Below are 14,298 nucleotides of genomic sequence, written 5' to 3'. Positions count from 1 at the left end.
TTTCCTCCGCATTTATAATACCTCATTCGGGCTTAAAAACCAAAAGGGGCTTCTACCCAAAAGCCCCTTTTGCAATAACCGGATAAATACACTCAGGAACGCAGAACCGCCCCCGTTTCAGTATTAAGCCGTTTAAGTATCTGGTTCATTACACTGTCTACATCCGCATCTTTCAGGGTATGGGTATCAGACTGAAACAGCAGATGATAAGCCAGTGATTTTTTGTCCTCGGCTACCTGCTTGCCCTGATACATATCAAACAGCTCTACATTTTTAACCAAATCAAACTCGGAAATTATATCTGTAACCTGCCGGTTGGTAATACTGCGGTCAAGCACCAAAGCCAAATCACGTTCCACTGAGGGGAAGCGGTTAATCTGGGTAAATTTGCGCCGAACCGTAGCCCGGGTAATGAGCTTGGAAAGATTGATTTCAAACATATATACCGGCTCTGTTATGCCGAATTTATCTGCAGTCTGGGGGCTTAGCTGCCCCAAAACACCCACCGGCATGTCTCCCACCAGTATACCGGCCTGATACCCCGGAGTCAGACCCGGTTCATCAGATACCGCAAAATCAGCTGCAATACCCAACCGGCTGACCAAAGATTCCACAATGCCTTTGGCATCAAAGAAGTCAAAACCAGCGGTATTTCTCTGCCACCAGGCTTCAGAGGCACTGCCCGCTATAAGGGCGCACAGCATTTCGGGCTCATCTTGCTTATTATTCTCTTTCGGCAGGTAGATGCGCCCAAGCTCATACAGCCTGAGGCCGTTTTTTTCAAAACGGCGGTTTGCCGCTAAAGATGCATACAGGGCAGGACGCAAGCTGGTACGCATAACTTCCTGCTCACTGCTCATGGGGTTGCTGATAGCCAGACATTCGGGCTCAGCCCCTGAAAAAACACGGGAAAGCATTTCGCGGCTGGTGAATGAATATGATATAAGTTCCTGAAAACCATACCCTGATAATATCTGCCGTAAGAAACGCTTTATGCCCGGCAGAGGGGGTGTTTCTATTTTAGGAATGGCTTTATCCAGAGGCAGACAGGGTATAGTATCGTAGCCGGCTATCCTGGCCACCTCCTCAATCATATCAATATCACTTTCAATATCCATCCGCCAGTAACCGGGGAAAAACCGCATTTTATCATCAACGGAACCGTAGCCGAATTCTTCCATACCGGGTACATATTCGGGCATCCAGGCAAAACCCAGCCTTTTGGCTATTTTACAGCTGTCAAATTTCTCTCCCTCAAGCCCTAATACCCGGTTGACCTTTGAAAGAGATAATACAACGCTGTTTCTGTCTTTTTTAACCGGCATGACATCCATTAAGCCCGAAGCCGCCTGCCCGCCGGCTATTTCCAGTATCAGCTGGGTGGCGCGTTTCAGGGCAACAGGCGCAAGCTCAAAGCTAAGCCCTTTTTCAAAACGGGCTGAAGCCTCACTCTGGAGTTTCAAAGCTTTAGCAGTCCTGCGGATGCTGTGCTTGTCAAAGGTAGCCGACTCCAGCAGTACGCTGGCAGTTTTCTCAGTAACCTCGGTATTTTCACCGCCCATTACCCCGGCCAGGGCAATTATTTTGTCCGGTTCGGTAATAAGGAGCATATCCGGGCTGAGTTTGCGTTCAACCCCGTCCAGAGTAGTTAAAACCTCACCCTCCGCTGCGGGGCGGACAATAATATGTTTTGACTTAATCTGGTCATAATCAAAGGAGTGCAGGGGCTGGCCGAATTCCAGCATAACGTAATTGGTAGCATCTACCACGTTGTTTATCGGGCGCATACCGCAGGCAATCAGCCGCTCTTTAAGCCAGTCCGGTGATTCGCCGATTTTTATTCCCTCTATCAGGCTGGCGGTATAACGGGTGCAGAGTTTAGTGTTTTTTATCTCTATATTTATTTTGTCCTTGATATCCTTACCGGTGGCCTTGAAATCCGGCGTGCTTATAGAAGGCAAACGGTCTATTAAAGCGCCCAGTTCTCTGGCCACACCGGTTACACACATCAAATCACCCCGGTTAGGTGTAAGCTCAAGGTCAAGTATTATCTCACCCAGATATTCACTGGCCAGCATACCCACCGGAGCATCAGCCGGCAGTATCAAAATACCCTCATGTTCGTCAGACAGTCCCAATTCCCTTTCGGAACAAACCATTCCGCAGGATTCCACCCCCCGCAAAACAGCCGGCTTAAGTACCATTTCTTTGCCGTTGTGGCCATCTATCAAAACTGCACCGGTACGGGCAAAAACGACCTTGTCACCGGCTTTGCAGTTAGGCGCGCCGGTAACCACTGTCTCCTGCCCCTGCCCCCAATCCACCTTAACCAGTACCAAACGGTCAGCGTTGGGGTGACGGTTTACTTCCATTATCTGGCCTACATATACGTTCGGCCATTTATCTTTGCGGGAATTCAGTACTGTCACCTCAGTACCGGCCATAGTCATCCGTTCGGCCAGTTCGGCCGGCGACATATCTGTGGGAAGATATTCTTTAAGCCACTTCAAAGGTATTTTCATATTAAAACTGCCTCAAGAATCTAGTATCGTTAGAGTAGAACAGACGGATATCATCAATCCCGTATCTCAGCATGGGCAATCTTTCCAGCCCCATGCCAAAGGCAAAGCCGGTATATTTTTCCGAATCTATACCTACCCTCTCCAGCACCCTGGGGTGTACCATGCCCGCCCCCAGTATTTCCAGCCAGCCGGAACCATGGCAGACGCTGCATTCTTTTTTGCCCCCGCAAGTACAGCTTACCGCTACCTCCACACCCGGCTCTACAAAGGGGAAGTAGTCACAGCGGAAACGCACCTTGCGGTTAGCCCCGAAAAAGCGGCGGCAAAACTCCATCAAAGTGCCTTTCAGGTGAGCCATGGAAATGCCTTCGTCCACCACCAACCCTTCCACCTGGGTAAACATGGGAATATGGGTGGCATCGGTAGCTTCATACCTGTAAACCTTGCCCGGAACAACTATCCGTATGGGGGGTTTGTTTTTCTCCATATAGCGCACCTGCATGGGAGAGGTATGGGTGCGAAGCAAAGTATCCAGCCTGCCGTCTTCATTAGGCCGGTCTATCCAGAAGGTCTGCATATTTTCTCTGGCAGGGTGGTCTTCCGGAATATTAAGAGCCTCAAAATTATGATAGTCATCTTCTATTTCCGGCCCTTCCAGTACGGAAAAACCCAGAGTGGAGAAGATAGCAGTCACTTCATTGGTAACCTGGGTCAAGGGGTGTATCCGGCCGATAGGCCAGGGTCTGCCGGGCAAAGTAATATCCAGCCCCTCACTGCGGCTGGCAAACTGTTTTTCTTTAGATAGCTGCTCTTTCTCTAAAAAAGCAGCTTCAAGTGCGGCTTTGGCCTCGTTGGCTGCCGCTCCGGCCGCTTTGCGTTCTTCTATAGGCAAACTGGCCAGATTCCGGAGTGCCCCGGTCAGCAGGCTTTTCTTGCCCAGATACCGGACACGCCACGCTTCAAGGTCTTTAAGTTCCGTTATGGCTTCCAGTTCGGCAAGGGCACTTTGGGTAATTTCGGTGATATTCTTAATTTCTTCCATAGCCCAGCTTCACATCAAAATTTTTATAAAAATTATATGCTATTAGCTTTGAATGGTCAACACAAACTAACATTATGTCAGGTATATCCGCCTTAATCAGCTTTCCGGAATAATTCAGGTGTCCCCATGCAGGAAACCTAATGCCCAGCTGACAGCCTCATCCCCGGTCAGCTCCAGCTCTATATCCGGGGTAATACCCTGCCCTTCTATCATCCGCCCGTTGGGTGTATACCAGCGGCCTATAGTCAGGTAGATACCCGTATCCGGCGTTACATTGAAGGTGCGGTTTACGCTGCCTTTGCCATAGGTGGTTTTTCCCGCAATAGTTGCCCGCCCGTAGTCCTGCAAAGCACCGGAAAGGGCTTCCGAGCCGCTGGCGCTGTACTGGTCTACCAAAACTACCATGGGCAAACTGGTCGTTACCGTTTTAGGCACTACACTATATTCAGAGGAGTTTCCTTCATTGTCCACCGTAGTCAAAACCACCCCGCTGCTTACAAAGCGGCTGGTTACGTTTATAACCGAGCTTACCAGACCGCCGGGATTACCCCGCAAATCCAGCACAATACCTTCCGCACTGCCCAGGTTTTTAAGCACCTGCTCCAGTTCCTCATCTGTTCTTTCGCTGAAACGGCTGATACGTATATATGCTATATCACCCATCATCTCGGAGGTAACGCTGGAAATCAGTATTTCATCACGGGTGACTTCAAACAGCAGCGGCTGGTCAGAGGAGCTTCTTTCCACCAGCAGGGTTAACGAAGTCCCCTTTTCTCCCCTTACCAGCGGGGACAGGTCTGCCAAACTGAACCCGGCCACTGACTGCCCGTCCACTTCCAGCAAAATATCACCGGCCTGTATACCGGCCAGAGCTGCCGGAGAACCATCATAAGGAACCAGGACAATAGCTTCATCTTCTATCTGGACAGTAGCACCTATGCCCACATACTTTCCGTCATCATATTCCAGGCTGGACTGGTAGTCTTCGGCATTCAGATAAACGGAATGAGGGTCATCCAGTTCATCCATCATGCCCTTTATGGCCGCTTCAGCCAGAGCTGCCTGGTCAATACTATCCGGCTCTACGTATTCGGTAGTGATAATCTGCCAGGCATTTACAATGCTGGACAGGTTTTCATCGCTATTTAAGGCGGCTATCCCGCCGCTTAGATAACCCACCCCGAAAGAAACCAGCAAACCGACCATAGCCAGAATAGTACCCAGCAATACTTTTATTCTCAAAGTCATAGACATCTCCCTGTAAAATATCCTGTCCTAATCATAAAACAAAAGGCACGGAAGTACTACTTTCGTGCCTGCGGATAACGCTTGATATAAAGTGCCGCTAAGAGCACTTCTGATTTGATTTATACTGATCCACCAGAGCCAGCGTACTGTCCAGATTAGCCAGGTCCAGCGGAATGCCCAAGTTATTCAGTTCGTAATAACCCATTCCCCGGTAGAGCCGTCTCCCAGCTACCCGGCACATTTCATCATAAAGTTCAGGCCATTCCTGCCCGCAACGGCGGTGGCAGAAACTGACAAAATCCAGAGCAGAAACATTCAGGTCTTCCATAACTGCACCCATTATAACCCAGCGCCACCTAGAAAGCGGCAAACCGCCTGAGGAGGGTTGCGGGGGATAATTTATAACCAGTCAAACCCTTTGGCTAACCTCAATAATGGCTGATATCTTTATATTTTGAGCCTCTTAAGCCTTGAAAACAGGCCTGTTTGAAGCCTTAAGAGCAGCTGATTTTATTACTAAAGAAAACCATTTAGCGCAGCCAAAATCCGGATAAACTGATATTGATTGCTATATTTGTCTTTTTATTATACATTTATATATATGTTTCCAAACAAACAGGCACTGACTTGCTGAATACCGGCCAACATAAAAAACTTACCCGGCTAAAAATACTGGGCTGGCTCTTGCCGGTGCTGCTGGGGTTATGTGTATTAAGCAGCATATATCTGGCTGCCCAGCAAGCAAACTTAAGCAGCTATCTGGACGATATCAGCCGGACTGGTTTTGTTATTCCGTCTTATGTGCATCTCTGTGAGGAGGCAATAGACCAAGCTATTATAGGCTTAGACATACTGCTGGCCGCCAGCTTTGTATGCGGTATGTTTTACCTGCATCTGAGCCACGCCTATTATGTAAACTTGTACCTTATCACCCCCAGATACAGATCCAACCGCGCATTTTCAGGATTTTTGATACCAGTGGTAAATGTGGTATTTCCGCTGCTGTTTACTGCCGAGACATGGCAGCTAAGCAAGCTAACGCCCGAAGCCCAAAACGCCCTGCCTGAATATAAAATAAATTTGCTGCTTAAAATCTGGTGGATACTCTGCCTGCTGGCAGTTACCTTTTTTATTTTACCCCAGGTATTATCTCTGGTACTGCCTGACTCCGCTCCGGCCAGAGAATACGTAGCCAACCTGTTTACGGCAATGACGGTAATGGCCGCAAGCGGAAGCAGCCTTTTGCTGTTTTCCTATCTAAACACCCGGCTTAAATATACCAGCTGAATCCGGCCTGGATAGTTTTTAAATAACAAAACCACCCCTTAAAAAGGAGTGATTTACTAATAAAATTTAAGCCAAGCAGACCTGTAAGCCGAGTTCTGTACCCTTGCCCGAAGGCAAAGGCGATGACCATCTATCTAGACCAGCTGTTACCAACTGGTTCATGCGGCCAACCCGGGAACAGGCCAGACTGCCTTAAGTTCCCCTATTTGGCCTTGCTCCGGACGGGGTTTACCCGGCCAGCCGGTCACCCGGACTGCCGGTGAGCTCTTACCTCACCATTTCGCCCTTACCTGTTTGCACAGGCGGTATGTTTCTGTTGCACTTTCCGTAGGGTCGCCCCCCCTGGGTGTTACCCAGCATCCTGTCTGGAGGAGCTCGGACTTTCCTCCCGCCATAAAAGCGGGCAGCCATCCGGTCTGCTTGGCAAGCTTAGTATAGCAGAGATATACCCCGGCCGCACAAAACATATACCCCAAAAAAAAGGGGCAGCGCCCCCCTTAACTGTAGCTGATTCTTAACTCCCGCCGTCCAGAGCCTTGTTTGCCAGAGCATCTGCCTCGGAGTTTTGGGCGCGGGGTATATACTTTATGTGGTAGCTCTCAAACCGCCCCAGCAATGACACCGCCTTGCTGAACAGGGGTTTAAGCCCCTCGTTCTTCATGCGGTATTCACCTTTTATCTGTTTTACCAGAAGCTCGGAATCAGACCGTATTTCCAGTTCCTTTGCGTCCAGTGAAGCCGCCTTTTCCAGCCCGGCCAGCAGGGCCTGATATTCGGCCTGATTGTTGGTGGTATGGCCGATAGCCCTGGATATACAGGCAACCAGATTATATTTTTCGTCTTTAAGGGTTACGCCAATGGAAGCCGGGCCGGGATTACCCCTTGATGCCCCGTCTGTGTTTATAATGATTTTGCTAATCTTTCAGATACCTTTCTTTCAGTCCAGATATAGTATGCGCTGGCAGCCGCTGCACTGCACCAGAGTACCGGCTCTGGCACGCTGTATCCAGGCTGGCGTAAGCTTCAAGCCGCAGCCGCGGCAATTACCCTGCTCTACCCTTGAAACGGCTTTGCCCTTACTCTTCCGCAGAGCCTGAAAAAGCTCTAAATCCGAAGGGTTAAAGCGGGATATAAATTCCTGCCGCTCACTTTTAAGTTTTTCTATCTCCGAAAGGATAGCGTTTAAGGCTTGAGTATTTTGAGACTGGCTCTGCTGCCAGAGAGTGCGGACAGATTCCAGGTTTTCCATCATCTGGTCACATCTTGCCTGCAATTCCTCCAGATTATCCATCCCCTGAAGTGCCTGGTCATCTATCTGGGCACGCTTGGCCTCAAGGAGCTCCTGCTCCTTACTCAGATTGGAAAGCTCCTTGGGGTTGCTGATACGCCCGGAATAAAGGCTTTTTTTGACCTCATTTACCTTGGCATCCAAATCAGCAGATTGGTCTTCAAGCGCGCGCAGTGAAGCCTGCTGGTCTTTCAAGTGCAAAGCGGCTTCTGCCAGACTATTTTCCGCCTGCCGGAGAGCAGAATCATCCTTAAGGGTTGCCTGTAATTTGGAGGCCTGTAGCAGGTGAGACTCCAAATCCAGTTCCAGTTCTTGCAGTTGATAAAGCTCTTTCGCTAGTTGCATACTTGCCCACTATTGTAAGTCCTTAGTAACACTTTGGCAATAACTACCTGAAGGAGTGACAGATAGTCATAGCTAATATTAGAACATTTGTGCTATTATTTTGCCACTATGACACAAGAATTTGTTGAACGGAAAAAAGGCGCTCCCTACGGCAACCAGAATGCCCGCAAACACGGCTTCTATTCACGTGTGCTGGATACTGCTGAACTGGAAGACTATGAGCAGGCCACTTTGGCGGAAGGCATTGACGAAGAAATTGCCCTGCTGCGGGTAAAGATAAAATCTGTCCTCCGCCATGACCCGGATAACTTAAAACTGCTCATGCAGGCCATAACCACCCTCTCACGCCTGCTTTCTGCCCGCTATAACATCAGCCGTCAGGACAAGGGAGGGTTAAAGGAAGCTATTTTCAATGTCCTGCGGGACGTGGCAGTACCGCTGGGCATTATAAAGGCTACCTTTGATAAATAAACTGCGCCCCTACCAGCAGGATATTGCCAAAGCGGTATTGCAGAGTATATTTAACCGGCAGGGACAAACCTTCAGCGTGGAAATAGCCCGGCAGGGAGGGAAAAATGAGCTTTCGTCTCAGCTGGAGCTTCTGCTGCTGACTCTTTTCATGTTTGAGCCCAAAAATCTGGTTAAATGTGCCCCTACCTTCAAACCTCAACTGAATATCTCCATGATGAGACTGAAAGACCGCCTGAACGAGGCCGGTTTTGGAGACATATACCAGACCGAAGGCGGGTATATCATCAGGCTTAATCAGGCCAGAGCGGTTTTTCTTTCCGCCGAACCCAGTGCCAATGTGGTGGGCAATACCGCCCACCTGCTGCTTGAAGTAGACGAAGCCCAGGACGTAAACCAGGAAAAGTACAGCAAGGAATTTAAACCTATGGGTGCCACCACCAATGTAACCACCGTTCTGTACGGCACTACCTGGGACAGCTCCAGCCTGCTGGAAGAGATAAAAAGGCAGAATATAGAAAAAGAACACAAGGACGGTCTGAAACGGCATTTCCGTTATGACTGGGAAGAAGTTGCCGCCCACAACCCGGCTTATCTGGCTTATGCCCTGTCTGAAAAAGACCGGCTGGGAGAAAATCACCCCCTGTTCCTCACCCAGTACCGCTTGCTTCCGGTAAGCGGCGGCGGGGGCATGTTCAGCAGCGAACAGCTTGGCTTGCTTAAGGGCAGCCACCCCTGCCAGTTATACCCGGAGAATGGCAAGGTGTACGTAGCCGGGCTGGACCTGGCAGGTGAGGACGTACAATCAGCCGCTGATTTGCCCACAGCCGTAAACCTGCGGCGGGACTCAATCGTGCTTACCATTGCGGAGCTGGACTATACATTTGCCAAAGCACCCTTTAACCTGCCTCAGGTCAGGCTGGTCTGCCACTGTAGCTGGCAGGGAGCGCGCCATGCCTTGCTTTATGAAAAACTAGTGGAACTGCTGGGCAAGGTCTGGAAATGCCGCAAAGTGGCCGTGGATGCCACCGGTTTAGGGCAGCCGGTAGCCTCATTCCTGAGGGAATCACTGGGCAGCCGTATTCTGCCGTTTGTTTTCCAGCCGTCTTCAAAATCACGGCTGGGCTTTAATTTGCTTTCGGCTGTAAATTCAGGCAGATTGAAGATGTATGCGGCCAACGGCAGTGCCGAATATGCCCTGTTCTGGCAGGAAATGGAGCTGGCACGGGCAGACTACCGCCAAAGCCAGCAGATGAATTTTTATGTGGAAACCGCCCGCGGGCACGATGACTACCTGATGAGTCTGGCACTCTGCCTGGAGGCAGCCGAAGCTTATCACCCCAGAAGCGCCAAAGGCTCAAGCTGAGATAAAACACACCCCTAAAACCCTTTTATCCTGATAATAAAGAGGTGCAAGCCAAAAACCAGCCTGCACCTCTTAAAAAACGGATTCAATCAACCCGTGCCTATCCCATTTTAGGAATAAACTGCAATTACCAGCGTATCTTTGGTATTGTGGTCATCAAAAAACCAGACCCCCAGATTCCGCCCGGCCAGCATTTCGGCGGCAGGTATATTCCGGGCCACTTTTACTTCTTCCAGCATAGATTTATAATCACCCGCCAGCTGGATAGAGGCGGTATAAGCTACAGAATTAAAAACCTTCAGGACTGCCCGTTTTATCTCCATTTTATATTTAATTACACCTTTCCCAAACTTAATTCCTGGCGGTATATTCCTTTGCCCGGCTCGTAAACCACACGGATACCGTTAATGCGCCGGACCAGCCCTTCCAGACCGCTTTCCGGCTGGCTGATTCTTACCACGTCAAAAAGCTGCTGCCCGCAATTTACGGGCGTCACTATCCGCCCCGTTTGCTGTTTCAATGCCGCTTTTCTGAAATAGCTATCCAGCCTTTCCCTTGCCTGGGCAAGTGTGTTTATGTTGCGGTCATAAATCCTTAGAGTACGGTCATGGTTCTGGTAAATCTCATCCCAGAGGAAGCCCTGAACCATAAAGATACGGGAAGAAGAATCCACCCCTTCCAGCACCACCCGGTTTACTTCGGAAAAAGTATCCGCATAAACTCCGCTGAATACAGGGTGATTAAGCCCGTAACTGTACACCGGGCTGTCTGTTTCCCGGGGATAAACGCAGTAAATGCAGTGGCCCTGCAAAAAGACCAAATCAGGCACAAAACTAAGCAGCTTCTCCAGCAGCTCATACCCGTCATCACCTACGTGTATAGTAAAATCCGGGTAAAAACTATCCAGCTGGGCGGATGCGCTCAGCACTTCCATGCGGATACCCGCTTTGCTTAAGACATACCCCAGTATCCCTCTGACCGAAAGCTGAGAGGAACTGCGGTTCCAGCGCATCTGGTTGGTTGCCCGCCACCTTTTCAAACGGCAAAAAGTATCCTCCGCCCGTATCAACAGGCTTGATTTACCGCCCGAAATACGCTTTTCCAAACTTTGGATAACATATAACTGACCCGGCCCGTATTCGTTACCGTTGTCTGTCCCGCAGCCGGGGGAAAACTGGATTTCACTGCCGGGGGTAAGCATATCCAGCTCGCCACTGCCCGCCCGGTTATAACGGCCGCTTGAGTTATCCAGCTCTACTGTCAAACTGCCGCTCAGGCTGTCGCAGACAGTTTCAAACTTAAGTATATCTGCCCCTATTTCCAAACTGCTCTGGGCAATTTTGGCACGGTAAATACGGTTCACCCCGTCCAGATATACATACTGCCCGTCATGTTCCATAGCAAAGCCAAATTCACTGCTCATGCTGGTAGGCACGCTTTCGCACCAGATATTATCACTAAAACTGTTATCCGCTACCAGATGGCTCAGGAATGCCCGTTTATCTGCCACACTGCCGGTATAGCTTTCCAGATAACACACCCGGAATACATCCGGGCAGTCCATAGAAACCGCACTGTAGCTGTAAAGCCCCCCGGCCGCACCGCAATATCCTCAGACTGTTCCACATTTTCCAGCACTGCAATCGGGTTACCCGAAAGCTCCAGAATACGGGAAAGCTGGCTTAAGGCGCGGTTAAGCTCACGCTGGGGTTCCATAATCTCATCCAGATCAGACACCCCCCAGAAACGCTTGGGTTCACGCAGATTAGGGTAAATAACAAACGGGATAAAGCCGTAAGGATTGGGTTTGCTCTCAAGCAGCTTTTCATCCTGCCAGAGTTCAAAGGTTTCTTCTGTCCAGACCTCTGTCAGGAATGACTGCCTGGACGGAAGCTCCAGCCCGTAGCTCACCTCCGCTTCTTCACTGTTTAAGGCATAACGGGAAGCCACCCGGTAGATGCGGGACATATCATCCGGTGACCACCAGGCGTAAATACCCTGTATATCAGGCGCACTTACCCTAACCCTGCCCGAAGCTGCATCCCAGATAACCTTGAAACAGCCGTCTCCCAGTACCGCGCAATCTATCTCAGTCTCAAGGTCCAGCTGTTCCAGATTATTCTGCTGGTAAACTTCGTTAAGCATAGAGCGGGCAGTCACCGCTTTCTCAATATCTTCTTCATTCAAAGCTTCCGCCCCGAAATTGACCCCGCTCATCAGGTATGAACACAGCTTGTCCACTATCACTCTGGCATAGTTGAAGGTAAGCTGTTTTTCATTTCGGGACGGGCGGCCATCCCACTGTTTACCCTGATAAAAATCCAGCAGATTTACATACCTTTTTAACCTGTCCAAATCACGGCTTTTCAGTTCATTCGGGTTAAAAATCTGTACCATTACTATTTTCTAAAACCTCCGTTTTTCTATTTATATTTACCCCGGCCAGACTCTTCTTAAGCACCCTCTGGATAGTACGGATACTCAGCCGGAATCTGTCTGCCAGTTCCCTCTCGTCCTGACCGCCCTGAAACAGGCTTACTATTTCCTTATCCCTTTGCCTTTTCAGCCACCTCTGGCGGCCGCGCGGCTGGTCAAAGACACACACCGGCAGAGGACAGTCCAAACAGGTTTTTGAAAACTCACAACCCTGGTCAGGGTATGAGGTAAGTTCAGGCAGCAAATCTGTTTCTTCCGTTTTCAAATCATGGTCTGATAGCGTCATCTCTCCAATCCTTTTTAGCAAAATCTGCGCTTAGCGTGGTTAAATTTAGCACATATGTTCTAATATCTTCAAGACCTTTTTGTCGTTTTAGTAGATAGATATAATCAGCTTGCAAATTGTTTGAATAGGAGGGCTTCTGTGGTATAATTGCCCCAAGTTTAGAGGGTACGTTATTTTCAAATAAGGAGGCTTGAAAGAACTCAGATAATGAAACACAAATTTTTACTTCGCGTATTAGGGGTGTTTTCCACCCTGGCCTTGCTGATTGCGGCCTTGCCGCTTGCCCCGGTTTCGGCAGCCACTCTCACTCTCTCCCCCACTTCCGGCCCGGCCGGTTCAATGGTAAGCGTTACAGGCACTTCTGTTGCTTCGTCAGGTTCACTTGTATATATTTTATTCAATGGCGCTAATGTAGCCACCGCCACTGTAGGTGGCAGCGGCGTAGTCAGCGGCACCTTTACCGTACCTACCAACCTTACCCGGGGTACTTACACCGTATCTTTCCTCTTCACCGGGGGAGACAGTGCCGCATCTCAAGCATTTACCATTACCCCCAGCATAACTCTTGCCAGCGGCACCGGTTATGTGGGTGACAGTGTAGCCGTAACCGGCAGCGGGTTTACCCCCAGCACCACTGTCAATTTCTATCTGTCCGGCAGCACCACTCCCTTTGCCACCACCTCTTCAAGCAGCACCGGCACAATCTCCACCACTATCACCATCCCGGCTGCCAAAAAGGGCACTCTGAGCATAACCGCTAATGACGGCGGCGCTACCGGCACCGCACCGGTTAACTTCATTATCAACCCCAAGATAACCCTCTCGTCCAGCAGTCCCGGTGTAGGTGACAGCATAACCATAACCGGCACCGGTTTTTATGACGGAGCTGTTCAGATAGCTATAGATTCAGGTGCGGCTGTTAATGCCGGCGTATCCGTAGGTTCAAACGGAAGTTTCACCGCAACTTACGAAATACCCGCACTCACCCGCGGTTCACACACTCTGAAAGTTAATGATGCCTGGAACAACAACGCTCAGGTCACTTTTGATATAGCTCAGAAAATCACTTTAACCCCCAACACCGGCAATGTGGGTACCAGTGTTACCGTAAGGGGCAGCGGTTTTAACACCACCGGCACCATTACCCTGACCTACTTCGGCCAGAGTGTTACCGTCACCCTGTCTAACGGCACTTTTACCACCACCTTTGTAATACCCGGTGTTCAGGCTGGCGCTTACACTATCTCCGCCACTGACGGCAGTGTTACTTCCACCGCCACCCTGACAGTAACTACCAATATCACCATGTCCCCCACCAACAATGCCTCCACCCCCGGAAACGTGGGGCAGGAAATAACCATAAACGGCTCGGGGCTTAAGGCCAATGATACCGTACTGGTCACCTTTGACAGCGCCCAGGTCACCATAACCCCCAGCCCCATAGTTGATTCTAACGGGGATTTCAGTCTGAAATTCAATGTCCCCGCCACCACTGCCGGACCTCACACCATTACCGTTATCTCCGGCACTACCAGCAAGACCTTTACCTTCTTTGTTGAAGGCACTGCTCCGGCCACCCCCGCCCCCCTTACCCCCGAAATGGGGCTTAAGGCTAAGCAACCGGTGGTCTTTGACTAGGATGACGTAACTGACCCCAGCGGTGTTACCTATGTACTGGAAATTGCCGCTGACCAGAACTTTACCAACATTCTCTACCAGATAAAGGACCTCACCGAATCCGGCTACACCATGACTGACGCCCAAAAACTGGAGAGCGTATCTTCAGACAGCCCTTACTGGTGGAGAGTCAAGGCGGTTGACGGTGCCGGAAATGCAAGTGCATATACCGGTGCCGGCAGTTTCACCGTTGGCTTCAGCCTGGACCTGCCCACCTGGGCTACCTACGTCTTGATTGGTATCGGTGGTCTCTTGCTGCTGGCTCTGGGCTTCTGGCTCGGCCGCCGCAATGCTGACTACTAAAAAACCCCTGTTTTAAAAGTATTCTTAAGA

The 14,298-nt window shown here is 50.0% G+C and carries 15 protein-coding genes and 1 other RNA gene; 5 read left to right on the top strand and 11 right to left on the bottom strand.

Annotated elements, in window-relative coordinates:
* Positions 1-92: 92 nt before the first annotated feature.
* The 4 genes from pheT to DET_RS02025 all read right to left on the bottom strand — a co-directional run bounded on the left by pheT (position 93) and on the right by DET_RS02025 (position 5,140).
* The gene (gene pheT, locus DET_RS02040; protein WP_010936145.1) at positions 93-2,522 is read right to left on the bottom strand and encodes a phenylalanine--tRNA ligase subunit beta; all 2,430 of its coding nucleotides are present in this window, start codon (positions 2,520-2,522) and stop codon (positions 93-95) included.
* Position 2,523: 1 nt separating this feature from the next.
* Positions 2,524-3,564 (bottom strand): phenylalanine--tRNA ligase subunit alpha, encoded by a 1,041-nt coding sequence (pheS, locus tag DET_RS02035; RefSeq protein ID WP_010936144.1) that lies wholly within the window; start codon positions 3,562-3,564, stop codon positions 2,524-2,526.
* Between the two features lie 114 nt (positions 3,565-3,678).
* Complete coding sequence (locus DET_RS02030) at positions 3,679-4,812, bottom strand: S41 family peptidase (protein WP_010936143.1); 1,134 nt, start codon at positions 4,810-4,812, stop codon at positions 3,679-3,681.
* A 97-nt stretch (positions 4,813-4,909) separates the two neighbouring features.
* A complete protein-coding gene (locus tag DET_RS02025; protein WP_041223443.1) occupies positions 4,910-5,140 on the bottom strand; it encodes a hypothetical protein in 231 nt (76 codons plus the stop codon).
* Between the two features lie 299 nt (positions 5,141-5,439).
* Here DET_RS02025 and DET_RS02020 point away from each other — a divergent pair, with 299 nt between their 5' ends.
* Entirely contained in the window at positions 5,440-6,099 is a 660-nt protein-coding gene (locus DET_RS02020; protein WP_234943831.1) for a DUF4328 domain-containing protein, read from the top strand.
* A gap of 68 nt (positions 6,100-6,167) precedes the next feature.
* Here DET_RS02020 and rnpB read toward each other — a convergent pair.
* The 3 genes from rnpB to DET_RS02005 all read right to left on the bottom strand — a co-directional run bounded on the left by rnpB (position 6,168) and on the right by DET_RS02005 (position 7,732).
* An RNA gene (gene rnpB / locus DET_RS08445) (RNase P RNA component class A) lies at positions 6,168-6,522 on the bottom strand.
* Between the two features lie 91 nt (positions 6,523-6,613).
* Entirely contained in the window at positions 6,614-7,003 is a 390-nt protein-coding gene (locus tag DET_RS08515) for a ribonuclease HI family protein (protein WP_268741271.1), read from the bottom strand.
* 33 nt (positions 7,004-7,036) lie between these two features.
* Positions 7,037-7,732, bottom strand: a complete 696-nt coding sequence (locus DET_RS02005) for a zinc ribbon domain-containing protein (RefSeq protein WP_010936139.1) — start codon at positions 7,730-7,732, stop codon at positions 7,037-7,039.
* A gap of 108 nt (positions 7,733-7,840) precedes the next feature.
* On the opposite strand from DET_RS02005, the gene DET_RS02000 reads away from it, so the two are divergent.
* Together DET_RS02000 and DET_RS01995 are read left to right on the top strand one after the other, a co-directional pair.
* Positions 7,841-8,203 (top strand): hypothetical protein, encoded by a 363-nt coding sequence (locus tag DET_RS02000; protein WP_041223440.1) that lies wholly within the window; start codon positions 7,841-7,843, stop codon positions 8,201-8,203.
* On the top strand, positions 8,193-9,566 hold the full coding sequence (locus DET_RS01995) for a hypothetical protein (protein WP_041223328.1): 1,374 nt from the start codon (positions 8,193-8,195) through the stop codon (positions 9,564-9,566). The genes DET_RS02000 and DET_RS01995 overlap by 11 nt, the downstream gene beginning before the upstream one ends.
* Positions 9,567-9,676: 110 nt before the next feature.
* Here the strand turns inward: DET_RS01995 and DET_RS01990 are convergent, their stop codons facing one another.
* From DET_RS01990 to DET_RS01975, 4 genes are read right to left on the bottom strand one after another with little or no spacing between them, the layout of a single operon-like run.
* Positions 9,677-9,889 carry a hypothetical protein gene (locus DET_RS01990; RefSeq protein ID WP_010936136.1) on the bottom strand — a complete coding sequence of 71 codons (213 nt, stop codon included), beginning with the start codon at positions 9,887-9,889 and terminating at the stop codon, positions 9,677-9,679.
* Positions 9,890-9,900: 11 nt separating this feature from the next.
* On the bottom strand, positions 9,901-11,130 hold the full coding sequence (locus DET_RS01985; protein ID WP_234943830.1) for a hypothetical protein: 1,230 nt from the start codon (positions 11,128-11,130) through the stop codon (positions 9,901-9,903).
* Positions 11,052-11,963, bottom strand: a complete 912-nt coding sequence (locus DET_RS01980; protein ID WP_010936134.1) for a phage portal protein — start codon at positions 11,961-11,963, stop codon at positions 11,052-11,054. Before DET_RS01980 ends, DET_RS01985 begins: the two co-directional genes overlap by 79 nt.
* Positions 11,947-12,288, bottom strand: coding sequence for a hypothetical protein (locus DET_RS01975; RefSeq protein WP_010936133.1), 342 nt, complete (start codon positions 12,286-12,288; stop codon positions 11,947-11,949). Before DET_RS01975 ends, DET_RS01980 begins: the two co-directional genes overlap by 17 nt.
* Before the next feature lie 207 nt (positions 12,289-12,495).
* On the opposite strand from DET_RS01975, the gene DET_RS01970 reads away from it, so the two are divergent.
* Positions 12,496-13,926 carry an IPT/TIG domain-containing protein gene (locus tag DET_RS01970; protein WP_010936132.1) on the top strand — a complete coding sequence of 477 codons (1,431 nt, stop codon included), beginning with the start codon at positions 12,496-12,498 and terminating at the stop codon, positions 13,924-13,926.
* Between the two features lie 111 nt (positions 13,927-14,037).
* The gene (locus DET_RS08755; RefSeq protein WP_010936131.1) at positions 14,038-14,268 is read left to right on the top strand and encodes a hypothetical protein; all 231 of its coding nucleotides are present in this window, start codon (positions 14,038-14,040) and stop codon (positions 14,266-14,268) included.
* Positions 14,269-14,298 lie beyond the last annotated feature (30 nt).

This window comes from Dehalococcoides mccartyi 195 (genome assembly GCF_000011905.1).
Classification (GTDB): Bacteria; Chloroflexota; Dehalococcoidia; order Dehalococcoidales; family Dehalococcoidaceae; genus Dehalococcoides; species Dehalococcoides mccartyi.
The sequence above is the reverse complement of the archived record's forward strand: the minus strand, read 5'-3'. Positions and strand labels throughout refer to the sequence as shown.